Below are 24,432 nucleotides of genomic sequence, written 5' to 3'. Positions count from 1 at the left end.
GGGGCTTTGACAGTGTCTGTCGCCTGAACGTCATATCAGGGCCGTATCATAGGACGTTGATCCACAAAGACACCACCGGGGGCCGCAGGGCTTCGGCAGTTCTATGGGTGAACGCCAGAAAATCTCGGCCAGTTCGGCTTACCGCAAATGTATCCCCACGTTGATCAATGTCGGGCTTGTTCTGCTGGTCGTGGCGTTGCAGTTTTACCTATTCTTCGGGGCGCCTTGGTTAATTAAACGCTTTGGTTCCGATCTCGCGTGGACGCTGATACCGGCCGTTCTTGTCACCCCCACGTTGTGGGCGCTGATTCACGAAGCGATCCATGGCCTGCTGATGCCGACCCGGGTCGGCAACGAAACTGCGGGTCGTCTGCTCGCCGTCCTGTTTGGAACTTCGTTCTCGCTGTTACAGTTCGGCCATCTCTACCACCATCTGATTAACCGGACCGGTCATGCTCAGGGCGAGTTGTATGTTCCCGGGACTTGGTCCGGCTACTTGGCGCGTCTGAGCTACTATCCGCGCTTGTTGGGCGGGTTTTATGTCGCCGAACTACTGACAAATATCGTGATTTTTCTACCCATGCGGTGGCTGCGAGCGCTCAGCGATCGCATGGTATTGGCGCGCGGTGGCGCAAATATTCCGGCCTTAATTAAGCTCAAGTCGCATCTGCTCCAGCCGCGGCGAGTGTGGCTCGCGCGTATGGACGCCGCGATGGTTGTACTAGTATTGCTGTTGGCTTGGCGCTTGTATGGGGAATACGCTTGGATTTTAGGGGTTGCGCTCGTGTTTCGGGCCTTGTTCGTATCGCTCAATGACAATGCCTATCATTACGGCACGGCGATCGGAAACAACGGAGAGGCGTTGGATGTCGCTCTGCCGGCGTGGGTGCGTTATTGGTTGCTGAACGGCAACTACCATCGGACTCACCATCGTTCACCCTCCGTGCCGTGGTTTGCGTTATCCGATGCGGCGGAAATACCGCCGACGAAGCGGGGTATCGGGTTTATGTTCGAACAACTGCGCGGCCCGATTCCCGTAAAGCCGAATCATCAGTAACAGCCGATGGAAACACTAAGAACCAGTTTCCGTGATGATGGTCAAAGTAACGAGTATTGAACAAGCCTTTGCGTGCGGAATCAGGAGAAAGACACGTTTATGTTTGAGTGGCTGACCGACGGTGCGGTCGATCTTTGGTGGGTATTTCCTCTGTCCGTGCTCAGTTTCTTCGGCACGATTGCCTTGTTGCCGATTATCGTGACTCGCATGCCGCCTGATTACTTCATGAAGGAGCGGCGAAACCCGTTCGCGCGCACCCAGCGTCACTGGCTGGTGCACTGGCTTTTGGTGTTAACCAAAAATGTCTTGGGGGTGGTGATATTGACGGCCGGCTTGGCCATGCTTGTCCTGCCTGGGCAGGGTATGTTGACCATTCTGATTGGACTGACGCTGTTGGACTTCCCCGGCAAGTACTATCTCGAGCGGCGCATTGTTCTCCAACCCGCAATACTTCACTCGGTTAATTGGATTCGCCTACGAGCGAACCATCCGCCATTGCAATTACCCGCAGCTCGCGGCGAGGCTCAGGCCAGTGCCGATCACCTCTCGCCTTAACACCTTTCCACCGCACTAAGCCAACAAAGTCTTCCCCAGTCGCCCCAGGCGGACGTTCCTGATACATTGGTGCGTACATGATTCAGATCACGATATAGGGTCGAATCGACATTTCCTGTTCAACGCAGCTAATAAATGGCCGATAAAGGCCGGAATACGTACTGGCCTTTAATGCCATAGGCCCGAATATTCTTCCGCGTTGGGAGACTACGGTCGGGTTAGAGTAAACAAGCATAATAACCAATGGACGCGATTAGAAATCCGACATTTATCGATGTCGAAGCATCTGGTTTCGGCAAAGGTAGCTACCCGATCGAAGTGGGTTTTGTGCAGTATGGCGTCGCGGCGCATTGCTTTCTGATTCAGCCCGAGCCTGAATGGCAGCACTGGGATCCCAAGGCTGCGGCGGTGCACGGGCTTTCACGAGAGACCTTGACCAAGCACGGGCGATCGGTGCGATACGTGGCTGCCCAGCTCAATGAGCTACTGCTAGAGAAGACGGTGTACACCGATGCATGGGGCCACGATACCGCTTGGCTCGCTTTGCTTTTTCATCATGCGGACATCGCTCAGAGGTTTCGGCTGGAATCGTTGCGGTGTTTGTTGACCGAGGAGCACGCAGTACGTTGGACCGCTGTGAAACGCGAGGTTGTCCGTGATTTGGCGCTGACACGACACCGCGCCAGTACCGATGCCCGGATTTTGATGGAGACCTATCGCCGGGTTATATCAGACGAGCTGCTGCCGGTCGCTCCCCAAGCCGTGGGTCTTCCTCGTTAGGGATCTGCGGCGCAACGCCGTTAGGGTCAGTGCGCCACGCTCTCGAGCTACCATAGACTGCACCCCATAGCACGATAGCACCAGGGATGGGCTCTAAGATGAAAAACCAAGCGCGGTGGCATCCCACAAAGTATGTGCTGGCCGGGGGGCGTTTACGGGCTTCCCGTGATCGGCGTTTCGTTGGTGCGGGGAGTTGGTTGTTCGCTGACCTGATCGCTCGGGCTTATGAGTCGGCTTTACCAGAATACTGCCAGGGCCGGCTTTTGGATCTGGGCTGCGCTGAAGTCCCGCTTTTTCAGGCTTATCAAGCGCTGGTGACCGAGAACATCTGCGTCGATTGGCCGGAATCCGTGCACAGGCGGGAGTTCCTGGACTACGAAGCGGATTTGACCGCACCGTTGCCCCTCGATGACGAGCGCTTCGATACGGTCATCTTATCCGACGTGCTAGAACACATCCCTGAACCCGCGGCACTCTGCTCCGAGATAACGCGCGTATTGGCACCGGGTGGGCATTTGATCATGAATGTCCCGTTTCTGTATTGGTTGCACGAACTGCCACACGACTATTATCGGTATACCGAGTTTGCATTGCGGCGCTTGTTGGTCCAATCGGGGCTGGAGGTGCGTGTTCTCTACCCTCTCGGCGGGGCGCCGGAGGTATTGGCGGATCTGACGGCAAAAAATGCCCTGTTGGTACCGCGGGTGGGTGACGCGATAGCCTCTGCGATTCAGCACCTCGCTGCGTTGGTTGTGCGAAGCCGCTTGGGTAAACGGGTTTCGCAAAGAACCGCCAAGGCATTCCCGTTGGGTTATTTTCTGGTCGCGCAGAAACCCAGCTCATGAATGCGGTTCGGTTCGAAGTTCCACGGGGGCTTGCGCCAATCGTATTGCCAGTCGTCGTTGGGCGCGTATAGGCCACCAATCATAGAGAAAAATCTCGATCGGCCGCCACATCGCCACCCAACCGCCGATCAGCAAGCCCTCTCTTGCCACAGAGGCCGTCATGCCGGTGGTGAAAGAACCGATGACCTCGCCCATCGCGATACAGCTAAATAAAAAGATCAGTCCAACGACAAGTGAGGTCCGACCCCGTCGAAGGAGTTCCCGCAGCTCGCGTCGGGAAAGGTCGGCCCGATAGGCGAAATAGTTGTGAATCGCCTCGGGCAGCCAACGCGCGGCGTCGGCGTCGGTATGTTTAGACGAGTGGAATATCAGCTTGATGGGGGCGGTGCGCGGTAGTTCTTCGACCGATTCCACCAGATATGACACCACCTTAGTGTCCAGATCTTTTTCGAGAAAAGGCGCGGGGTCCAGCGTGTCGAACAATTGCTGGATACCGCTCAATCGGAGTTCGATCAGATACGTTTCGCCGTCCCGGGCGCTAATTTGTGACAGGGCCATGATGTCTCCGTATTGTGCGTGACCTCAATATTGAAATTCTAGTGCGATCGCCGATTGGCGCGATTGCTCAGTTACAATGAGCCTTTTGACAACCTCGCATCGAGTGAATTGATGGAAGTAACAGATTTTCGCCACCGGTTCCCCATGTCAGTACGTTGGGGTGATCTGGATGCCTACGGCCACGTTAATAATGTCAATTATTTTAGATTTTTGGAGTCGGCGCGCGTCGCCTATATGACTGAGGGGTTAGGGCTTACCATCAGAGCGGAAGGTGAAAACATCATTTTGGCCGATGCTCAATGCCGATTCATTAGTCAACTAACCTTCCCCCAAGAGCTGGAGATTTTCACGCGCATATCTCGAGTGGGTCGCAGCAGTTTGATTACCGACCAGATCATTCTTCGGGCCGGAGAATCGGCACCTGCCGCACAGGCGACCTGCGTTCTGGTTTGGTTCGATTTCGAGCGTCAGCTGTCCAGCCCGCTCCCGTCGGAACTGCGAGAGCGATTGGCTCAGTATGAGCACATCATGCCGGAAGGCGTCCTGATGCGGTGACTTGTCGGCGTTTTCCCGTCGCCAGGTTGAGGTTTCTCACGACGGCGGTTTTTGCCTCCACTTAACACCCATGTGGTCGATCCGTAGTCAATGGCAGCCCCATTAGCGTGAACAAATAGTGAATTGACGCTTTCGATCAGCCGGCAAGTCGTCTAGACTCCATTCTTAATGGCTATGCATTAATTGCAAAAACATTTCGCAAATGGCGTATATAGGCATTCATCACCGCGGCTTTGGGTATCTCGCCCTCAGTTCGTTGCAATGTGAAAAGCCGATCTAAACGCAAGCGCGGCTCCACCTGTTTTTGAGCTGTTTTCGAGGACTCCCCTATGGCGGCAACTACCGAAAAAGCGAAGGCGAGTGCCAAAGCGCGTCCTTCCGACGTTGCGGAAAAACTGGTACCGGACGAGCATCAACCGTCTTCTGAGATTCCGGCGACGCAAGCCGAGCTCGAGCAGGTACGGGATATCTTGTTCGGTGCTCAGCTTCGCGAGCAAAAGCGGGGGCTGGCGGACTTTGCGGCATCGGTCGAAACCCGAATAGATCAACTGCGTGGAACGACCGACCACGCTTTTCAATCGCTCAATGAGCGTGTCGAGTCAGAAACGAAGCGGATCGATCAAGCGCTCGTCGACGAGTCCGATCGAAGAAGCCAAGAGGTCGTGGCGCTGAGAGAGGAGCTTGAGCGATTGAAAACGTTGATCCACAACGTACGTGATGCCGCTTCTGCATCCCTCGTCGAATTGCGGCACTCAGTCGAAGAGCAGTTCGGGCAGTTGAGACATTTGCTTGATACTCGCCATGGCGAAGCGATGTCGGCGCTGACCGATGTTCGAAGTAGCTTGGGTCAGGGTAAAGCCGACCGGGCCATGTTGGCGGAGCTATTCCAACGACTGGCCTCAGATGTGACTTCGGACAACGTCAACTGACGCCCACTGGGGCGATAGCGCCACATGAACAGCCCTCAGGCGAGTGACCTGGAAGAGGAGAAAATCGAGTCGGATCTGCAACGACTGCGATCACTGCTCCTGGGTGCCGAGTATGAGGAGGTGTTGGCGCTCAAGGACACGCTACATGACCCGGCCGGCCGAGCGCGATTCGTGGCCGAGATCATTGCCGAAGCCGTTGCCCGGCGCAGTGATGAAGGGCACGAACTGGCAGACGCGCTGGAGCCTTCCGTCGAGGAGGCGATCCACCGTTCAGTCAGGGAAGATCCTTATCCCTTGGCTGACGCACTTTTCCCAGTCATCGGGCCCGCCGTTCGCCGATCCGTTCGCGAAGCCATCTCGGGCATGGTGCGGACACTCGATCAGCTGTTGCAACATGCCTTTAGTCCGGCTTCTCTCAAGTTGCGGTTGCAGGCATGGGCGACACGCCGCCCGTTCGCCGAGTTGTTATTGCTGCGAACACTGGTCTATCGGGTGGAGCAAGTCTTTTTGATCCACCGGGAAACGGGAATACTGCTGAGGCACATCGCCCGTCCGGACAGCACCTATCAGGACCCCGACATGGTCGCCGGCATGTTGACGGCGGTTCAAGACGTTATCCAGGATGCATTCGGCGCGGATGAAGCCGGTCCGGCCGCCACGGTGATGGGGGACTACGCAGTTTACACCGCCTTTGGTCAACATGCCATCGTCGCTGCGGTGGTACGCGGCCAGCCGCCCGAACCCTTTACTGATGACCTCAATCGTGCGGTGGAGCAAGTCCATTGGCTGATGTCGGACGAACTGCGCGGATTTCAGGGCGATAACAGCCGATTCGAACGCGTCGATACCATCCTCGAACCGTGTCTACAAGAAAAATTGCGAACCGATGCGTCGCAATCTCGTCCCTGGCTGGCGCTGATACTGATTGCGTTGATCGTCAGCCTGCTCGGCTGGTGGGCCTGGGGACGTTATCAGGATACGAGAGGTTTCTTGCAAACAGTGAGCGCGTTAGAGCAAGTCCCGGGTTTGATCGTTATCAAATCCGGCCGTCAATCGGGTGGCTATTTTGTGCGCGGGCTAAAAGATCCAAGTGCCTCCCCCGATCAAGCGCTCAGTCAAATTCAATGGGCCGGCGTCGATCGTATCGAATGGCAGTGGCAGCCGTTTTTGTCGCTGAATGATCAAATGGTCTTGGCGCGCGCCCTTAGGGCGTGGCCGCCGCTGCCCACGGTTCAGTTGGCGCTAAGCGGCTCGACGTTATGGATCGAGGGCGAAGCGTCGGTGGCGTGGGCGAGGGCGGCACCCGCGCGCTATGGGCAAGTGGCCGGAATCGGTGCGATCGATGTCAGCCAACTGACCGTATTGCCGGCGCCGGAGGCTTTGTTCCAGGAATTAAAATCCGAGATTGAAGCCATCCGGATCTTGTTCGACGCGGGCGAGAGTGCGTTGCCGGAAGATCCATCGCCGATCGTGAGCCCGCTACTCGAGCGATTAGGGCGTTTAAATGATTTGGCGGGTATGTTAGAGCAGCGCTTGGTGATACAGGTTCGGGGTTTCAGCGATTCCGTCGGCAGTGAGGCATTTAATCGTCGTTTGAGCCTGGAGCGTGCGCAATCTGTGGCCACGGCGTTGCGGGCGTCGGGTCTGGGTGAGGCGATCCGCACCGAAGTGGTGGGGATGGGTGTTTCACCGGCCGAGCCCGACGGCAATTCGTCCCAGCAGCGGCGGGTCGAGTTGAAAATCGATTTGGGCCCATAGCTTGGTATCGGTCGTCGAATCGACTCGGTGGCGAAATCCCGCCGGCTACCTATGGCCTCGCCGGGCGTATCGGCGGCGGACAATTAACGGACGGCGAACTGGATTTTTTGGAGAACGGAGCTGTGCTTCAAAAGAAGATATGTATGCTCGGCGCTTACGCAGTCGGTAAAACCAGCTTGGTTCGTCGCTGCGTGGACAGCCTGTTCTCGGAGCGATATCACACCACGGTGGGGGTGAAGGTCGATAAAAAACAGCTGCGGGTCCACGGTCAGGCAGTGACTCTGATGCTCTGGGATTTAGAGGGTGAAGACGACTTTCATCCGTTGCACTTTAGCCACCTTCGCGGTGCATCGGCCTACCTGTTGGTGGCAGACGGAACGCGCGCCTCGACGCTCTCGAAAGCAGCGTCTCTGCAGGAGAGCGCCAAAGGCATTGTTGGGCCTGTTCCGTTTGTGCTTGCCTTGAATAAATGTGATCTAAAGGCAGACTGGCGCATTGAGCAAAACCAAATCGAAGCCATAAAAGCCAAAGGATTCGATGTGATGTTTACGAGTGCGCGCACCGGAGAAGGGGTGGACGAAATGTTCGAATCCCTCACCCACCGGGTGTTGGCTGAAACCTGCAACGAGTGCCACTAGATGTCGGTCACCGATTCCGGTGCCGACCATTCCCCGGCCGGAGAGCATCCCCTGGCCGAGGTGTTGCCCACTTTGGGCTGGATGGCCCTAGAACGGGTGGGTGTGGATGGCTTTCGGCCACTGATGCGGCCACCGCCCTGGTTTACAGTGTTTGCAGACACGACGGGCGCAGATTCCACAGTCCAGCTGGCTGAGCCGGGGTCGTTTCTGGAAGCGTTTCTGCAGCAGGCTGAAATCTTTTGGGCAATGCCCGGAGAGGGCACGCTCAACTCTGGACCTTGGTGCGAGGGCGGCGACGCGTCTGGTCAAGCGTTCCGTGCCCTCGCCGTTCGGCGGGAGGGTTGTTGTGTGTTGATGATCGAACGCTTGGGAGATGAGTTCGAACATCACCTCGGGCAACTCCAGGTTGCGCGCGAAATTGCCCTGAAAGCTGAGAATTTGGAGGAAGAAGTCCGGCGTCGCACCGAGGCGATTCGATGTCGTGAAGAAGAGTTGGCTCACCGGCTCCTGGCTGCCGCGGGTCTGAGAGACGAGGAAACAGGTGCACATGTTCGTCGGATCGGGTTGTACTCGGCCAGCATGGCCGAAGCCATGGGTTGGGATCAAGAGCGAGTCGATGAAATCCGGTTGGCTGCGCCGATGCATGATATTGGCAAGATCGGCATACCTGATCGGATATTTCGTAAACCGGGACGGCTAAACGCGGGCGAATGGGCGATTATGCGAACCCACTCCGAGCTGGGTGCAAGAATGCTAGAAGGCTCCAGTGTACCCATGCTAAAGCTTGCGGCGGAGATCGCCCATTATCACCACGAGCGGTATGACGGAACCGGCTATCCTGCTCGGTTGAGGGGGCAGGAGATTCCGGTCTCGGCGAGAATCGTGGCCATCGTAGATGTCTATGATGCTCTGATTCACCCCCGCGTTTACAAAGCGCCCATGCCCGAAGACGAGGTCATTCGCATGATGTCGCGCGGGTGCGGTACGCATTTCGATCCGGTCACTTTTGAGATCTTTATGGACCTGTTACCCACCCTTCGGGACATTCGCCTCGCCAATCCTGACGACCCCGCTGAGTCGGCGTTGCGCCGGCGTTTGTTTCAATCGTCCTTGGCCGTGACCGATAGGAGGTGGCCCCCTTAGCCGACCTCGAAACGATTTCGCCCGTTGGCCTTGGCTCGGTATAGCGCTTCGTCCGCCCGTCGGATCAGAGAATCGGGTGTGTCGCTGGAGTTCAGGAAGGTATAGCCGATTGAGCAGGTGATCGTTGCCTCGGGAACTCTTTGAATTTCCATGTCGGCCACTTTATTCAAAACGTTTTGAGATACTTTCTCCATATCGGAAATCTCCGATACGAACAGCAGAATGGTAAATTCTTCGCCGCCGTAGCGTGCTAGAAAATCGTCCTTTCTCAAAAATGCCCGTGTGAGGGTTTTGCCCAGTGCGATTAATACTTGGTCGCCCGCCAAATGGCCGTATCGATCATTAATCGCTTTGAAGTGGTCCACATCCAACATCATCAGTGCCAACGTTTGGCCGGAAACCAAAGCCAGGTCGATGTACCGCCGGATGGTTTGGTCAAACGCTCCCCGGTTATAGACTTGCGTCAGCGGGTCCAGCTCGAGTTGCCGGCGAATGACTTGAAGGTCTTCGCGCATGGCGGTGAGCTGCCGATTCATTAACTGGACTTCAGACCGCGACATATCGCGATCCCGTTCCGCTTCCTGTAAGCGAGACTTAAGCGTTTGGACCTGTTTTTTGAAATCCTCTCGTTGTTCTTCCAACGTGTGACGAACGTTGTCGGCGAGCCGACTGAATTGGGTCTGTATTTGTGCTAAGGCGCCCCCTTCGACCACTTGCCCGAATTGGTTGAGTTCTGTGTCGATGGTTTTCTCGCTGGTGGCGTTGCCTTTTTGTGCGGCCTTCAAGGTGTCGGCCAAGTCCCAGATGAGACTCGTCTGTTCGCGCAATCTCCGGTTGACGAAGGCTTGTTCGCGAACCCGCCGGGTCCGGAAGAATTGAATGGCATCGGTCCAATTTCGCGGTGAATTCGCGCCGCCTGGCCCAAACATCGGTTTGTTGGTGTCCCCCACATCCTGGTGGTCGGCGTTTTCCAGAGGCGGTTGACTTCCCGTAGCGAGGTGTCGCGCCCATCGTTCACAGTTATCGGTAAACGTATTGTGGTCGTTCCCTTCGAGCTCGAAGGCGTGGTTTCCCAGGATACGTAACATGGAAGCGGCCGCTTCCATGGCGTCCAGCCCATTTTCGTCTTTGCTGCCTTCGGCCGGCTGACCGGATGTCGACGATTGCTTATTCTTGCTGTTTTGTTGCCTGAAGATTCGCATCGCGTAACTGATGTTGCTGTGTTTTAGAACGATCCATCCATTCGTGTCACGTGCAGACAAGGGAGTTAGCGTCTCGGCAGGGACATACTTAAGAGCTCCGTGTTAGGCGGCCATTTCGGGCGCCATCGAAGTCTGCTGCTTGGCAGTTGGCGAGGTTCAAGAACGCCGTTAGTCAGTCGATACAACCAAAGGCGATCTCTCAACGACAATGAGTAGCGCACGCGAATATTATTTGGCGCCGTTTCGAGGCGGAGCGTGTAGACGGTGCACTTTTGGGCGGCTGGTGGAGAAATAACAAGAAAGTCTTGCCGGTGAGCGGCGTCGATGGGGGCGGTTTCGCCAACTGATGGCCAAGCACGGACCGGTAGGTGTTTAACGAGGCGATAAATACGTTATGGATCTGGCCACTCTCATTGGATTGATCGGCGCAATAGGTGTTATCACCGCTGCGATTCTCGTCGGCGGTAGCGCCGGGGTATTTCTCAATATTCCGTCGATCCTGATCGTTGTCGGTGGCACGGTGATGGCCGTGCTCATGAAATTTTCCATTGGCCAGTTTTTTGGCGCCTTCAAAGTGGCCGGCCGGGCCTTCTCCTTTAAGGCCGAAGATCCCAGTATGCTGATTTCGCAAACAGTCGAGTTGGCCGGTATTGCCCGTAAACAAGGTTTGCTTGCGCTGGAGAACCATCCCGTCGAGAACGAGTTCATCAAGCAAGGGTTGCAACTGATTATCGACGGCCACGAGCCGGAGTTTGTGAAAAAAGTCCTCAGTCAGGAAATCGAGCTGACCATCGAACGGCATGAGGTGGGTGAGAAGGTGTTCCGTGCCATGGGTGATGTGGCGCCGGCCATGGGGATGATTGGAACGCTGATCGGGCTGGTTCAGATGCTCTCCAACATGAGCGATCCAAAATCCATCGGTCCGGCCATGGCTGTGGCGTTGCTCACAACCTTGTACGGCGCGATTATTGCCAATGCCTTGGCACTGCCCATCGCCGACAAACTGGCCAACCGCAACAGCGAAGAACGCTTGAACCGAACCCTGTTGCTGGAAGGTTTGGCCTCCATCCAAGAGGGGCTCAATCCCCGCGTGATCGAAGAGTTGCTCAAGACTTATCTGCCCGCCGCGCTGCGCGAAGCCAGTACGGGCCAAGAGGCCGCTTAGTCGGTCCGAGGTGGAACGCTCGTGCAGGGGAACAAGAAGCAGAAGCCAAGGCCCGCCGGGGCCCCGCAATGGATGGCCACCTTTGCCGATCTCAGTACTTTGTTGATGTGTTTTTTCGTGTTGCTGTTGTCGTTTTCCGAGATGGATATCCAAAAATACAAACAGGTGATGGGATCGATGCGCGAGGCATTCGGGATTCAGCGGCAAATTTTCGCCAAGGACAATCCCACGGGGACGAGCTACATCGCCCGTGAGTTTTCGCCCGGGCGTCCCGATCCTACGCCGATCAAGACGATTCAACAGCAGGCGACCCCGAGCGTTCAGCAGGTGATTAAGGCTGAAAGTCAATCCAGCATGGTCAACGTTCCACGCAACCGCAAGGCGGCTATCGAAATGGACGAGGCGTTGCGGAAGGCTCGTGAGGCGGAATCCAAAATCCGCGAACTGCTCAAGCAAGAATTGAATGCCGGCCTGGTGGAGCTCGAACGAATGGGCCGTAAGTTGATTTTGCGTATCCCGGAAACCGGATCTTTTCCCTCCGGAGAGGCCGAATTGATCGAACCGTTCTCCCCGGTGATCGTCAAACTGGCCCGGGCCATTGAGTTGACGGAGGGTGATGTGCTGGTGTCCGGGCATACCGACAACGTGCCGATTTATAACGAAGAGTTTCGCTCCAATTGGGATCTGTCCGCTGCGCGGGCGGCGACGGTCGTGCTCAGAATCCTGCAAGCGATCCCGTTGGATCCCAAACGCATCACGGTTCAAGGTCACGCCGATACCCGACCCATCGCGCCGAACGATACGCCAGTCAATCGGGCTCTAAATCGCCGCGTTGAGCTGGCTCTGATCCAGGCTATGGCTTCGGAAACGATCGGTGACGTGGAAGGCTTGGAGGCCGTTTCCGAAGAACAGTACAACGTTTTAGATCCGAGTACACCATGACGTCCGACGCATCTCCGCCACCAATGGATGAGGAACAACGCGAGTTCAATCGAGTATCCGATGTTCTGCCGTTTCAATATGGGATCGTCGATGAGGCATTGGTTTCGGCACCCGAACTGGGTGGCAGCCAGCCCGAACTTTTTTTCTTGACCTCCGAATTCAATCAAATCCAGCACGAACTGAAGTTGCTGCACCGACAAGCGGCTGCCGATTCATCGGCAATCGCCAAGTACATCGGGCGGATTGATCTCAAGCTACAGCGGATATTCCAGGTGCTCTTGCTAAAAGAGATGCGTCACGACGGCAATCTATGGCAAACCGTGAACATGTCTGCTGAAGGGGTGTCATTCGAGGTGGATCAGCCTATTTCGCCGGGAACGCAGTTGGACATCCGGTTGGTGTTGCCGGCCATGAACGCTGGATTGAAAGTCCTTGGTCGCGTGGTCCGATGTGGCCCGGTGGGCAAAAACGGCCGACGACATGTCGGGGTTCGATTTGTCGACCTAAGAGAGACCGACAAAGAATTGATTGTGCAGTACGTGCTCCGCCGTGAAGCGGAAATCCTGCGCGAACGGCGCGGATATCACGATGACGATTCGTCTTCTTACAACGGTCCTCGGCCGGCCTGAGCACGAACGGGATCATGCCGTATGTCGGGAATTGTTCCCGGCGCTGCGAATCCGTTTAGGAGTCTTTCCAATCGCCAAGCGGCGTCGGGTTCGATCTTAACCAGCCACTCGATTCGTTTTTCCAGCCGAACGGCAACAGGTATCCCGTCGCGGTACAAAACGCGGTTTCCCGCCAACGCCGGTACCCGGGGTCCAGGGCAGATGATTCCCACCAAATTCAGTGGGTCCGATCCCGAGACCGCCACCCATTCACCCGTATCGCTCCGTGATTGTTCCCGCTTGAGGCGGGCTGCTGCGCTGGGCAAGGCGAACTGCTCGCCGGCAAATCCGGAAACGAACCGGCCGCCATGGATTTCGCCGCGTGCTTCGAGACGGCGATAGACATATATCAGATCCCGCCACGTTGGGATCGCCGTTTCCCTTTCCAACAGCGCACGGAATACCACGCCATATCGGATTAGCAGCGTCCAGGCGATGTGTGCGACATCGTCATCGCCACGCGCGCGTGGCTTGACCGCGAGCGCAGTCCAGCGGCCGGCTGCTTCGATACTTCCACTGAGTCGGTGGCGAGAACGCCGGCCGCGTCCGCGATTCCGCGTTGACGGCGGTTGAATCAACGCGCGCAGACCAGAGAAGCCGTCGGCGTTGACCAATCCCCAGCTCACCAACTCCGCCATGGCGTCTTCCACCTGGCTGCGCAACAGACCGCTGTCGGTGAGCAGATCGGCAAAAAAGCTGGCGCCGCGCTCGTGAATGAGATTCAGCACCCGCTGTGCTGCGCTGGACAGGGGCAATTCTGACGCATCCGGCCGGTCCAATCCGCCGCGCCAGCGTTCGGTGTGGGCCCGAACCGTCAAGGCAATGGGGGTCTTACGAGTCGAGGAGACGGCCCTCGCCGTGCTGCCCTTGGCCGGCGGGGCGAGACGGGACCACATCACACGCCCCGTGGTGGATAGCGTATCCAGCCAGTCTTTCTGGTAGCCACTCATCCGAAGGGGCAGGATATCCGTTTCCCAGGCGATCGCCGCCGCGCTAAATCCTTCCAGTTGGCGGACAACGGCCAGCAACGCCTCCGGGCCCTCCCGGTCGGCGCCGTCTGGTCGATGCCAGTCGAGCAAAAAGCGCATGAACCTTTGCGGGCTTACCGCAGTGAAGGCCTGTCGCCGGCGATGGATGGTGCGGCGCTGGATACGCGCTATCAATCCGCGTTCGCACCACGCTTCGGCCTTGGGGTCTTCCGGCACCGTGCAGCGGATGGCGTAGCCTTCCTGTTCCAGAGCCAGCAAGACCGGCTTCATGGATCCTGCCGACAGGCCAAAGTCGGCCGCCAGGGCTTCCGAACGGATCGGTCCGCTCAACTCCAGGCGACTGCGAACCAGTGCCCGGAGCGCGGCCTCGGCATCCTCCGGTGCGCCAAACGGAGCGGTCGGCGTGATCTCGGGCCGGATTTGGGTTTCCGGAAAAGCGGTGAGCCATTCGGTCAGCCGTTCGGCGGCCACCCAATACGCCTCTCCCGCGCGCAGGGCGCATGTTGCCCGGCCTTGTTCCATAAGGGTCTCGAAATACGCCGGCCAAGCGGCTTGCGGCGCCATGCCGCCAGTCATGGCTGTTTCCGCAGGGCGGAGAAAACCCACGATGTTCAGCGCATCGTGAAGCTCATCTGCGTCGCGAATCATCGGCCAGGCTTCGGTTGTGATTTCGGCGATGGCTTGGCTGTCCAGCGTGCCACTGTCCGGCTCGATGACCTCGGCGCTCGATCGTTGCCGAACCGCCAGGGTTCGGCGTTCTTCGGCGGCACCGTCATCGAGGAACGCATACGGCCGGGCGTTGAGCACTTCATCTGCCAAGGGCGAGGGCGCCGGCAAGTCGCGGACGTGTAGAAGAATTCGACCACTGACCAGTCCTTCCAGGACGCGTTGCAGCCCGACGATGTCCATGGTGTCGTGCAGGCAGTCGGTCAGGGTTTGCTCCACCAGCGGATGGTCGGGGATCTCGCGATCGCCGGCGATGTTTTCCAGACACGCCAGTTGATCCGGAAAGACCACGGCCATGAGATCCTCCGCGTCACTGCGCTGGAACTGGGCCGGGGCGCGGCGGCCGTTGCGGTTACGCCGCACGGCCAGGGCAATACTGGCGTTCCAGCGCCAATGCGTGGGGAACATGGGCGCGTCGAGCAGGGCTTGAATCAGCAGATTGCGCACCGAGTGGGGGTGGAGATAGCGGCCGACCTCCTCCAGCGGGAAACTGTGGGTGGGACCCAGCGACAGGACGATACTGTCTTCCAGCGCCGCCGCTTGCAGCTCGAAATTGAACTTGCGGCAAAATCGTTTGCGCAGCGCCAGTCCCCAGGCACGATTGATCCGTGATCCGTAGGGGGAGTGGATGACTAGATGCATGTCTCCGACTTCGTCGAAGAACCGCTCGAAAACGATGGTCTCCTGCGTCGGTAGGGTGCCCAGTGCCGCTTTGGCCGCACCCAGATAGCGGATCAGTTGGTCGCTGGCTGCCCGCGTGAGTTGGTAATCCGTCATCAGGGCACGCAGGGTCTGCTCGGCGCCACTTTCCAGATTGCCCTCAACCCGTGCTCGAAGGCGCGAGACGGCGGCGGACAACTCATCCGTACGGCCCGGCGCTTCGCCGAACCAGAAGGGGATATTGGGCGGCTGGCCTTTGGCGTCCTCCACGATGACCCGGCCGGGCTCCACCTTGAGTATTCGATAGGAGGTGTTGCCGAGTTGGAATATGTCGCCGGCTAAACTCTCGAACGCGAAGTCTTCGTTGAGGTTGCCGATGGTGTGTCCTTCGGGAGATAACACCACGTCGTAATCGAACTGATCGGGGATGGCGCCGCCGTTCATCACCGCGGTCAACCGCGCGCTTCGTCGTGGTCGCAGCGTGCCGTGGACCGCGTCCCGGTGTAAGTACGCGCTGCGCCGACCGCGGCGGGTGGAAAAGCCATCGGCCAGCATGCGGATCACGGCCAAGTAGCCATCCCAGCTGAGATTGCGATAGGGCCAGGCTTGGCGGAACTGGCGGTAGAGTTCGGTTTCCGACCACTCCCGAGAGGCCACTTCGGCCACGATTTGCTGTGCCAGCACATCCAGTGGATGCTCGGGCACTGCAATGGCGTCCAACTCGTTCTGCCGCGCGGCGTCCAACAAGGCGACACATTCGACCAAATCGTCTCGTGTCAGGGGGAACAGGCGTCCTTTGGGAATCCCGCCGACGCTGTGACCGGATCGCCCCACCCGCTGAAGCAACGGGGCGATGCCTCGGGGCGAGCCCAGTTGGCAGACCAAATCGATGCTGCCGATATCAATACCCAGCTCCAATGAGGCCGTGGCGACCAGCGCCCGAAGCTGGCCGCTCTTCAGGCGCTGCTCGGCCTGAAGACGATGTTCGCGGGACAGACTACCGTGGTGGGTGGTGACCGCGTCCTCGCCGATGCGTTCTCCCAAATGACGCGCCGTTCGTTCCGCCGCCCGGCGGGTGTTGACGAAAATGAGTGTGGTGCGGTGTTCCCCCGTCAGTGCCGCCAGGCGGTCATAGATTTCCGACCACACTTCGTTGGCCATCACCGGTTCCAAGGGAGAGTTGGGCAGCTCCAGGGCCAGATCGCGTTGCCGGGGCTCACCCAGATCCAAAATGCGACACGACTCGTTGCGGTCTCCCACCAACAGGCGGGCCATGGTCTCGATGGGCTTTTGCGTGGCCGACAGGCCGACCCGGGTGAGGGGCCGCGCGGTCAGCGCAGCCAGACGTTCCAGCGACAGGCTCAGATGAGCGCCCCGTTTGTTACCGGCCAGGGCATGAATTTCATCGACAATCACCGTTTCGACTTGGTTGAGCATCTGTCGACCGGATTCGGAGGTGAGCAGGATGTACAAGGACTCCGGCGTGGTGACGAGGATGTGGGGCGGGGTTCGTCGCATGGCGCTGCGCTCACCGGCAGGGGTGTCACCGGTTCTCACCGCGGTCCGGATGTTCACATCCGCCAAACCGTGCTCCAAGAGCTGGTCGCGTATCCCCATGAGCGGCTGCTGCAGATTCTTTTCGATGTCGTTGGACAACGCTTTAAGGGGTGAGACGTACAGCACATAGGTGCGGTCTTGCAGGTGACCTTCGAGGCCGGTTTCCACCAGCGCATTGATGGCGGCCAGAAACGCCGCCAGGGTTTTGCCCGAGCCGGTGGGGGCGGCGATCAAGGTGTGATCGCTGCTGGCCACCGCCGGCCAGGCTTGACGCTGGATCTCGGTGGGTGCGCCGAGCCGGTTTTTGAACCAGGCCGCGACGGCGGGGTGGAAAGTCTCTAAAACCATAGGGATAGGATATCGAACCTGGTTGTTTCGGTCAGCGTCAAAGATTGCGTGAAAGCGGGGTACAATACCCGCGTTAAGGGCTCGCAAAACGAACCCGGATGGCCAAACCACCCACTTCACTGTGACCGAAAACGATGTCTGCCGTTCCCGAACTCAACGCCTCCATCAACGCCAAAAAGCTCCGAAAACGACTGCGGCGCGACACCGGCCGGGCGATTCAGGATTTCAATATGATCGAGTCCGGCGACCGAGTGATGGTGTGTCTCTCGGGCGGCAAGGATTCGTACACCTTGTTGGACATTTTGCTGGATCTTCAGCAAAGCGCGCCGGTGGAATTCGAACTGGTGGCAGTGAATCTGGACCAGAAACAGCCGGGATTCCCGGCGGAGGTCTTGCCGGACTACCTGACATCCCGCGGGGTGCCGTTTCACATTATCGAGCAAGACACCTACAGCATCGTCAAAGAGGTGATCCCCGAGGGAAAAACCACCTGCGGCCTGTGTTCCCGTTTACGCCGGGGCATTTTATACCGCTTCGCCGCAGAGCAGGCGTTCACCAAAATCGCCTTGGGGCATCACCGGGACGATCTGATCGAGACCCTGTTCCTCAACATGTTTCATGGCGGTCGTTTGCAAACCATGCCGCCCAAGCTCTTGAGCGATGATGGGCGGCACGTGGTCATCCGGCCGTTGGCTTATTGCGCCGAGGCGGATATCGCCAAATATGCCCAGATCCGCCAATTTCCCATCATCCCGTGCAACCTCTGTGGCTCACAGGAAAATCTTCAGCGGCAAGCCATCAAAGCCATGTTGGCCCAATGGGAGAAAGCTTTTCCGGGCCGGAAAGACAGTATTTTCGCCAGCTTGAAGAACGTCAGCGTGTCGCATTTGGCCGACGGGCGCCACTTCGATTTTGCTGCTTTAGGGGCGCGGGACGCCCCGCGGGAAGATTGGCTTCGCCCCGAATCCGCATCGAGCTAGATCGCCTGCCTTCATTCCCCTGGGTCGGGAATCGGTTCCACTTTCACCCAAACCCGGCGTTGGTCGGCGGACGACTGCCGGGTGGCGTACACGGTTCCGCTGCCCGTCACGGTTTCTCGTTGGGATAGCCCACCGATTTCGATCCACTCGTTCAACGGGCCGGCGATTACCGTATCGATGGCCTGGATCTCAGTGGGCAAACCCATTGTCCCGTTCGTTTCCCGCTGGGGCCGTATCTCCAGTTCGACCCGATCGCCGCGGATCGAGGGCTTGACGCGAAAGCCCGTGACAACGTCCCGGTAGTGGACACCGTCGATGACGATGATTTCTCGCCCCTTGGAGATGCCGAGACCTGATGCCACGGGGATGCGCTGGCCGATGTATATGACCGCTTCGCGACCATCGAGGGTGCGAACCTGCTGGAGGTCACCCTGGGATTTGTCGGTTTTCCCTCCACCCACCGAAACGGTGAGTTGTCCCTTTTCGTTCTTGTACCAGTGACCGCCGGCTTTGGCGGCGAGCTCGCGCTGCTTGAGGTCCGCGCCTTGCCAGACCGTGATCAAAACTTGCTTGGGCGGGGTATCGAGTTGATCCACGAGGGTTTGGATTTGGGCGATGATCGCTTCATCCGCGCGGATGATGAGTTTGTCGTCAAATGCCTGGATCGTCCCGGACGGTTCCACCAGCGGCGTGAGTACCGTCAGCAGTTCGCTCGCGGTGCGGTGGGTCAGTTGAATGATCTCCAGGCGCTCATCGCTCCAGACCGGGTTAGCCAGGAGCATCGCCAACAGCGACAGTGTGGCCCAAAGGCTTCGGTGGTTCGTCAACATGTCTGCTTCATCAATGCCTTGGCGGTGGATTGTCCGGCGGTCTGGTCGCCAATTGAATATTGGTTATCTAGTCACTCTAGCGCGTTTTGGCGTGAATCGTCTCGGGCGGGCCGGTAGTTAAATAAACCTTGACAAAATACTGGTCTGCTCTAAACAGAAAGAGAGGGCTCATTCGCTTCTGGGAAATGGGTCTGTAGCTGTTGATGGTGACGGGTTGACTGTTTGAGCCACCCGCGTGACCAGATCCGTGATTTCCGCGCGGCGGATGCGTTGCTAGATCGGTGTGATGACATGCTCCATGGACCTAATTGTATTGAAAAAATTGCTGGATCAGATCGCCTCCCGGCGGAATGATTTGGTCCGGCACTCGGCCGGTTGAGGAGGGCGTGGCCGCGGAGTTCGCCATCAAGGCGTCGCCGCGGCCTTTTTTTATGCGCCCCCGCGTTTTGCTGGGATCTTTGGCCTGATCCATGTCATGGCGAACCATATCCTCTCGGGGTAAATTTGGTTACGCGCTCGCCGGAGTCTTCCGGCGTAAAGCGGGTATTCAAAGCTTGTATAAGGAGAGAGAGCAATGGATCGGAAGATGCGAGTTGCGTCGAGTTGCGTGCTGACAGCGTTGTTGGGCGGCGTGCCGTTGGGCGCGATGGCCTATGAACAGGGCGATTTCTTATTCCGGGCGGGCGCTGCCGCAGTGATTCCTAACGACGACAGCGGTGAGGTGGAACCCATCGGCGGTACGGTCGAGGTCGAAGACGGCTACAGCTTGGGTCTAACGGTCGTGGGTATGGTGACCGATCAGATCGGCATCGAGTTATTGGCGGCCTGGCCGTTCGAGCACGATATCGAAGGTAGCGGCGCGCTGGAAGCGATTGACGATTTGGCGACCATCAAGCATTTGCCCCCGACGGTGAGCTTACAGTGGTATCCGAATCTGACCACCACGGTGGTTCAACCATACTTCGGAGTGGGCGTAAACTACACCACGTTCTTCGACGAAGAAGGCGGTGACGATCTGGAAGCCGTTGTCGGCGACACCGACGTCAGCCTGGATGACTCCTGGGGATGGTCGGTTCAGATGGGCGCCGACTGGCAACTGACTGATCGCGTGTTCGCCAATACCGCCGTCTGGTACATCGACATTGATACCGAAGCGACTTTGGACACCACCTTGGCCGGTAAGCTAACGGTTGATGTCGACATTGATCCGTGGGTCGTGCTGTTGGGATTGGGTTACCGCTTCTGACGTCCTTCCGCACTCCTAAGACTCCCCCAGAAAGTCGCCGGCTCGCAAGGGCCGGCGACTTTTTTCGTCCGATTCCCATCGAAGCGCGTTCCTGAAACACGCAGCACCTATCGTTAACCGACCGGCGCGAACGGGGCAGGCATTATTAGCCTCTGACGTGATAGCTTATTGCGGATAACAATCAATAACTACAGACCTCCGGCGGAAGGTCGTGGATCGTGCGTCCATCGACCACCGGCGGATGAAATGGGTCTTCGAATCGACAGTCACAGCAGCGAAAGGAGAGAGACCGGATGGGTAAGGCAAGGATGCCAAGGCTGCGTATTCAGGGCCGACATTTCGTCGATGAATCAGGACGGATCGTATTGCTGCGTGGCGTGAATCTCGGCGGTGACTGCAAAGTTCCCTATCCCGACGGCGGTACGCATATTTCCACGGATTTTTCCGATCACCGGCAGGTTTCGTTTGTTGGCCGCCCGCTTCCCCTGGCCGAGGCGGACGAGCATTTTGGCCGTTTGCGGCATTGGGGCTTCAATTGTCTTCGGCTTTTGACCACCTGGGAGGCCGTTGAACATGCCGGTCCCGGCCAATACGACAGCGAGTACCTTGATTACTATGCTCGCCTGTGCGAGTTGGCCGGTGAGTATGGATTTTATGTCTACGTCGATTTCCATCAAGACGTCTGGAGCCGAATGACCGGGGGCGATGGCGCGCCTGGCTGGGTGTTCGAAAAAGTCGGCATCGACTACACGCGGCTGGGCGATGCCGACGCCGCGTTCGTGATGCAGTATGAATACGACTACCAGGACCCGCGCCCTAGGCAGAACGACAATTACCCGCAGATGAGTTGGGCGTCCAACTACGGTTTGGCCGCCAACGGAATCCTATGGACCTTGTTTTTCGGTGGGCGCGACTTCGCGCCCCAGTTCACGATCGATGGCAAGAATGTGCAGGACTATCTGCAGGGGCACTTTTTTGGCGCCCAAGCGGCAGTCGCCGAGCGTGTCGCCCATATGCCTCATGTGATGGGCTTCGATGTGCTCAATGAGCCCAGCGCCGGTTGGATCGGACGGCCCATGTCGGTTCGTCACACCGAAGTGACCGAAGAAGATCGTCGGCCGGTGTTGCCGGGCGTCGCCTGGTCGCCGTTCGATGGCTTGCGTTCAGCCCGTGGCATGCGGTTGGAGTTGCCGCACATGGCCATATCCGTATTGCGTCGTGGCATGGTTCAAAAAGGCACGCGGGTCGTGAATTCCGGACGGGTGTCGATCTGGATGGACGCGGGCACCGATCCGTTCGAGCTCGCCGGGGCATACCGGATGACGCAAAGTGGGTCAGCCGAGGTGTTGCGCGAAGATTTTTTTCAGCGTGTCGATGGTCGGGCGGTGGACTTTGCCGAAGACTATCTGGCGCCGTTCTATCAGCGTGCAGCCGAAAATCTTCGCCGCTTTAATCCGGATTGGCTGATTTTTGCGGAACCGGATCTGCTTAATTTCGACCCTGAACGGGCATTCCCACGGGGTCTGCCTGATAATACGGTGAATGCCGGTCACTGCTACGATGTGACCACTTTGATCCTCAAGCGGCATTTGTATCCCATTGGGTTCAATCTAAAAAACGGCCGTTTGCTCGTCGGGCGCGGCGCGATGTTGGCCGACTACCAGGCCGAGCTGGCGGATGTGATGCGCTCTTCGGAATCAGTGCACGGTGGCTGTCCCACGCTCATCGGCGAGTTCGGCATTCCTTACGATATGCGGGGTGGCAAAGCTTACCGTGCTTACGCCGAAGGAGACCGGTCGAGCGGTCCCTGGCGAGAGCACATCCGTGCCCTGGAGATTATGTACGAGGCGCTGGATGCCTCGTTGCTCAGCGCCACCCAATGGAACTATACCGCGAGTAATCGCAATGACTTGGCGATTGGCGATGGTTGGAATCAAGAGGATCTGAGTATTTTTTCCCGGGATCAGCAGCATGATCCGGCGAACATCGACAGCGGCGGCCGGGCACTTGACGGCTTCGTGCGGCCGTATGCCAGCCGGATACAAGGCCGTCCCCTGGCCATGAGTTTCAGCCGCAAAAAGGGCCTGTTCACGTTGGAATTCGATGCTGACGCAGCCATAGCACAGCCCACGGAGCTGTTCTTGCCGCAACGGCAGTTCCCCAAGGGCTACGTGGTCACCGCACCCGGTCTGGAACAAGTCGAGGCCGGTGATCAATGGATTCGTCTTCTGGCGAAAACCTCGGGCCGGATGCATGTCACAGTGAAGCGTCGCTGATGTCTGCAGGGCTTGTTTATGCCGTGGCGACGAAGCCGCGGGCGGCTTGAATCTTCCGATAGGCTAAAGCCAAAGTGGCGCTGCGGGCGGCCATGAATAGGGTGAAGGCCAACCAAAGGCCATGGTTACCCGAACCCGCCAGCATGTACCAAGCGGGCAGGAACACGACCAATACGGCGATCAGCATACTGTTGCGCATCTCCCGAGTGCGGGTCGCACCCAGAAATATCCCATCCAGTACATAGCTGCCAACCGAGACCAGCGGCAATAACACCGCCCAGATCAAATAGGTTTCGGCGGCCAGGCGGACCTCGGCAATGTCGGTTAGCGTGGCAATAAGATAGGGGCCCGCCAGCAGAAAAATCCCCGCGAATGCCAAGGCGATACCGGCCGACCAGCTCACCAGGCTGCCGACCACGCGTTCAAACGCCAGCCGATCCCGTGCGCCGACGGCCCGGCCGACCAGCGCTTCTCCGGCATTGGCGAATCCATCCAGGCCGTAAGCCACCAAAACGTGCAGATGCAACAATAGGGCATTGGCCGCCAGGATGGTGTTGCCTTGACGCGCCCCCTGGTTGGTGAAAAAAGCCATGGCGAATATCAAAGCCAGGGTTCGGATAAAAATACTGGCGTTGACTGAAAGCACCTTTTTAAGCTCGCGGATGTTGAGGATGTCGGGCCACGGCCAACGTCCCGGGAATCGATGGAGTTCTCGCCGGATCAAGACAACCCCAAGGGCCAAACCGGCATATTCGGCACCGACCGAGGCCCACGCCACGCCCGCCGTGTTCCAACCCAATCCGACTACCAGCCACAGGTCGAGAATGACGTTGAGCAGGTTTTGCGAAACCAGCAAAATCAGCGGTGCCCGGGCGTTGTGAGCGCCCAGAAACCAGCCGAGAATGGCATAGCTCGCCAACACGGCCGGGGCCCCCCAAATGCGAATGGCGAAGTACAAAGCGGCTTCGGCCTCCGCCGATGGACTGCCGTCGGTCAGACTGAAGATGGTCACGCCGATAGGGGCATGCAGCGCGAGTAGCATCACGCTCAATGCCAGACCCAGCAGTAATGCTTGTCCGAGGGTCGCGCGCAATCGTCGCGTATCATTCTGGCTCAGCGCCTGGGCGGCCAAGCCGGTGGTGCCCATCCGCAAAAACGCCAAGCTCCAATAGAGAAAATCAAACAGGATGGAACCCAGCGCGACGCCCGCCAAATAGCGTGGGTCGGGGAGGTGGCCCATCACCGCGGCGTCCACCAAACCCAACAGCGGGACACTCAGGTTGGACAGAATCATCGGCCAGGCGAGGCGCGTCAGCGCCTGACGGTCTGCTGGCGTCTGTGCGGTTTTAACCAAGGGAGTTCGCCTATCTTCGTGATCGGCCGGAATGGCTGCGTTATCTTAACTGTGTGGTGGCCAGTCCGTATCTTGCCCATCCGACTCCGCCGGCGATCCGTTGATCTGGAGGTGTGAGCCATCACCGGCGAGATCGACGATTGTTCCCATGAAACTCAATGGTATGGGCCGCGTCAGGGTTTGCTGTCGGCAACCATCGCGATCACCCATTAGCACGTGCTGACCGGCTATCGCAGTGAATTGCGCTTGTCCCCGGTTGGCCCAGACGGTGACATCGTGGGGCACGGGTATGTCGATGAGCGTCAAGTGCTCTGGCGTGTTTTCCAACGGGCAAGCCACGGTGATCTCAGCCAGCATGTTGGCATGCATCGTCCGCATGCCCAGCGTAACTGGGCCGCTTCGATGGGGGAGGTGTAGGTAGGTGTGCAACACTTGCCGAACCGCATTCACCAACGGCGCCAGTTCTTGCAGGTGACCGGCACCCTGCGAGAGATATCGCTCGCTGGCCGTCAGGGTCGCATTCAGCGAGGCGGAATCGGCAAGCTGGCGGACCAGCAACCGGGCGGGAGATGCGGGAGCGGAATCGTTCGGCGGTTGCCGGGCCAACGATTGGTGAGTGCCCGCAGCGGTGATGAGGCGGCGGACCCGTTCATTGCAGCCCGTATCGTCGA

General features: G+C 58.2%; 21 protein-coding genes. 15 read left to right on the top strand and 6 right to left on the bottom strand.

Going from position 1 to position 24,432, the window contains the following annotated elements; genetic code table 11:
- The first annotated feature begins 103 nt into the window (after positions 1-103).
- The 4 genes from SVU69_12310 to SVU69_12295 all read left to right on the top strand — a co-directional run bounded on the left by SVU69_12310 (position 104) and on the right by SVU69_12295 (position 3,237).
- On the top strand, positions 104-1,057 hold the full coding sequence (locus SVU69_12310) for a fatty acid desaturase (GenBank protein ID MDY6943779.1): 954 nt from the start codon (positions 104-106) through the stop codon (positions 1,055-1,057).
- A 99-nt stretch (positions 1,058-1,156) separates the two neighbouring features.
- Complete coding sequence (locus SVU69_12305) at positions 1,157-1,612, top strand: PGPGW domain-containing protein (protein ID MDY6943778.1); 456 nt, start codon at positions 1,157-1,159, stop codon at positions 1,610-1,612.
- Positions 1,613-1,855: 243 nt separating this feature from the next.
- Positions 1,856-2,392, top strand: a complete 537-nt coding sequence (locus SVU69_12300; GenBank protein ID MDY6943777.1) for a hypothetical protein — start codon at positions 1,856-1,858, stop codon at positions 2,390-2,392.
- 98 nt (positions 2,393-2,490) lie between these two features.
- The gene (locus SVU69_12295) at positions 2,491-3,237 is read left to right on the top strand and encodes a class I SAM-dependent methyltransferase (GenBank protein ID MDY6943776.1); all 747 of its coding nucleotides are present in this window, start codon (positions 2,491-2,493) and stop codon (positions 3,235-3,237) included.
- Here SVU69_12295 and SVU69_12290 read toward each other — a convergent pair.
- Positions 3,232-3,795, bottom strand: a complete 564-nt coding sequence (locus SVU69_12290; protein ID MDY6943775.1) for a hypothetical protein — start codon at positions 3,793-3,795, stop codon at positions 3,232-3,234. The two genes, SVU69_12295 and SVU69_12290, sit on opposite strands and share 6 nt — an antisense overlap.
- 111 nt (positions 3,796-3,906) lie before the next feature.
- Here SVU69_12290 and SVU69_12285 point away from each other — a divergent pair, with 111 nt between their 5' ends.
- The 5 genes from SVU69_12285 to SVU69_12265 all read left to right on the top strand — a co-directional run bounded on the left by SVU69_12285 (position 3,907) and on the right by SVU69_12265 (position 8,818).
- On the top strand, positions 3,907-4,350 hold the full coding sequence (locus SVU69_12285; GenBank protein ID MDY6943774.1) for a thioesterase family protein: 444 nt from the start codon (positions 3,907-3,909) through the stop codon (positions 4,348-4,350).
- Positions 4,351-4,679: 329 nt separating this feature from the next.
- Complete coding sequence (locus SVU69_12280; protein MDY6943773.1) at positions 4,680-5,279, top strand: hypothetical protein; 600 nt, start codon at positions 4,680-4,682, stop codon at positions 5,277-5,279.
- Positions 5,280-5,303: 24 nt separating this feature from the next.
- Positions 5,304-7,037 (top strand): OmpA family protein, encoded by a 1,734-nt coding sequence (locus SVU69_12275; protein MDY6943772.1) that lies wholly within the window; start codon positions 5,304-5,306, stop codon positions 7,035-7,037.
- A 122-nt stretch (positions 7,038-7,159) separates the two neighbouring features.
- Positions 7,160-7,675 (top strand): Rab family GTPase, encoded by a 516-nt coding sequence (locus tag SVU69_12270; GenBank protein MDY6943771.1) that lies wholly within the window; start codon positions 7,160-7,162, stop codon positions 7,673-7,675.
- Entirely contained in the window at positions 7,676-8,818 is a 1,143-nt protein-coding gene (locus SVU69_12265) for an HD domain-containing protein (protein MDY6943770.1), read from the top strand.
- Here the strand turns inward: SVU69_12265 and SVU69_12260 are convergent.
- Complete coding sequence (locus SVU69_12260; protein ID MDY6943769.1) at positions 8,815-10,020, bottom strand: diguanylate cyclase; 1,206 nt, start codon at positions 10,018-10,020, stop codon at positions 8,815-8,817. The two genes, SVU69_12265 and SVU69_12260, sit on opposite strands and share 4 nt — an antisense overlap.
- 394 nt (positions 10,021-10,414) lie before the next feature.
- Here SVU69_12260 and pomA point away from each other — a divergent pair, with 394 nt between their 5' ends.
- The 3 genes from pomA to SVU69_12245 are packed head-to-tail and all read left to right on the top strand — an operon-like array spanning position 10,415 to position 12,756.
- The gene (gene pomA / locus SVU69_12255; protein ID MDY6943768.1) at positions 10,415-11,185 is read left to right on the top strand and encodes a flagellar motor protein PomA; all 771 of its coding nucleotides are present in this window, start codon (positions 10,415-10,417) and stop codon (positions 11,183-11,185) included.
- 21 nt (positions 11,186-11,206) lie between these two features.
- Positions 11,207-12,127, top strand: a complete 921-nt coding sequence (locus SVU69_12250; GenBank protein MDY6943767.1) for a MotB family protein — start codon at positions 11,207-11,209, stop codon at positions 12,125-12,127.
- Positions 12,124-12,756, top strand: a complete 633-nt coding sequence (locus SVU69_12245) for a PilZ domain-containing protein (GenBank protein ID MDY6943766.1) — start codon at positions 12,124-12,126, stop codon at positions 12,754-12,756. Before SVU69_12250 ends, SVU69_12245 begins: the two co-directional genes overlap by 4 nt.
- Here the strand turns inward: SVU69_12245 and SVU69_12240 are convergent.
- Positions 12,732-17,075 carry a DEAD/DEAH box helicase gene (locus SVU69_12240; GenBank protein MDY6943765.1) on the bottom strand — a complete coding sequence of 1,448 codons (4,344 nt, stop codon included), beginning with the start codon at positions 17,073-17,075 and terminating at the stop codon, positions 12,732-12,734. The two genes, SVU69_12245 and SVU69_12240, sit on opposite strands and share 25 nt — an antisense overlap.
- Before the next feature lie 134 nt (positions 17,076-17,209).
- Between SVU69_12240 and ttcA the strand changes: the two genes are divergently transcribed.
- On the top strand, positions 17,210-18,055 hold the full coding sequence (ttcA, locus tag SVU69_12235; GenBank protein ID MDY6943764.1) for a tRNA 2-thiocytidine(32) synthetase TtcA: 846 nt from the start codon (positions 17,210-17,212) through the stop codon (positions 18,053-18,055).
- 11 nt (positions 18,056-18,066) lie between these two features.
- On the opposite strand, the gene SVU69_12230 is transcribed toward ttcA, so the two are convergent.
- The gene (locus tag SVU69_12230) at positions 18,067-18,885 is read right to left on the bottom strand and encodes a secretin N-terminal domain-containing protein (protein ID MDY6943763.1); all 819 of its coding nucleotides are present in this window, start codon (positions 18,883-18,885) and stop codon (positions 18,067-18,069) included.
- A gap of 574 nt (positions 18,886-19,459) precedes the next feature.
- On the opposite strand from SVU69_12230, the gene SVU69_12225 reads away from it, so the two are divergent.
- Together SVU69_12225 and SVU69_12220 are read left to right on the top strand one after the other, a co-directional pair.
- Positions 19,460-20,131: an OmpW family outer membrane protein gene (locus SVU69_12225; GenBank protein MDY6943762.1), complete on the top strand. Its 672-nt coding sequence runs from the start codon at positions 19,460-19,462 to the stop codon at positions 20,129-20,131.
- Positions 20,132-20,424: 293 nt separating this feature from the next.
- Positions 20,425-22,407: a cellulase family glycosylhydrolase gene (locus SVU69_12220; protein ID MDY6943761.1), complete on the top strand. Its 1,983-nt coding sequence runs from the start codon at positions 20,425-20,427 to the stop codon at positions 22,405-22,407.
- 16 nt (positions 22,408-22,423) lie between these two features.
- Here the strand turns inward: SVU69_12220 and SVU69_12215 are convergent, their stop codons facing one another.
- Positions 22,424-23,761, bottom strand: a complete 1,338-nt coding sequence (locus tag SVU69_12215) for an MATE family efflux transporter (GenBank protein MDY6943760.1) — start codon at positions 23,759-23,761, stop codon at positions 22,424-22,426.
- 45 nt (positions 23,762-23,806) lie between these two features.
- The coding region (locus SVU69_12210) for a hypothetical protein (protein ID MDY6943759.1) at positions 23,807-24,432 on the bottom strand (626 nt) is incomplete at its 5' end.

Source organism: Pseudomonadota bacterium, assembly GCA_034189865.1.
Classification (GTDB): domain Bacteria; phylum Pseudomonadota; class Gammaproteobacteria; order UBA5335; family UBA5335; genus JAXHTV01.
The sequence above is the reverse complement of the archived record's forward strand: the minus strand, read 5'-3'. Positions and strand labels throughout refer to the sequence as shown.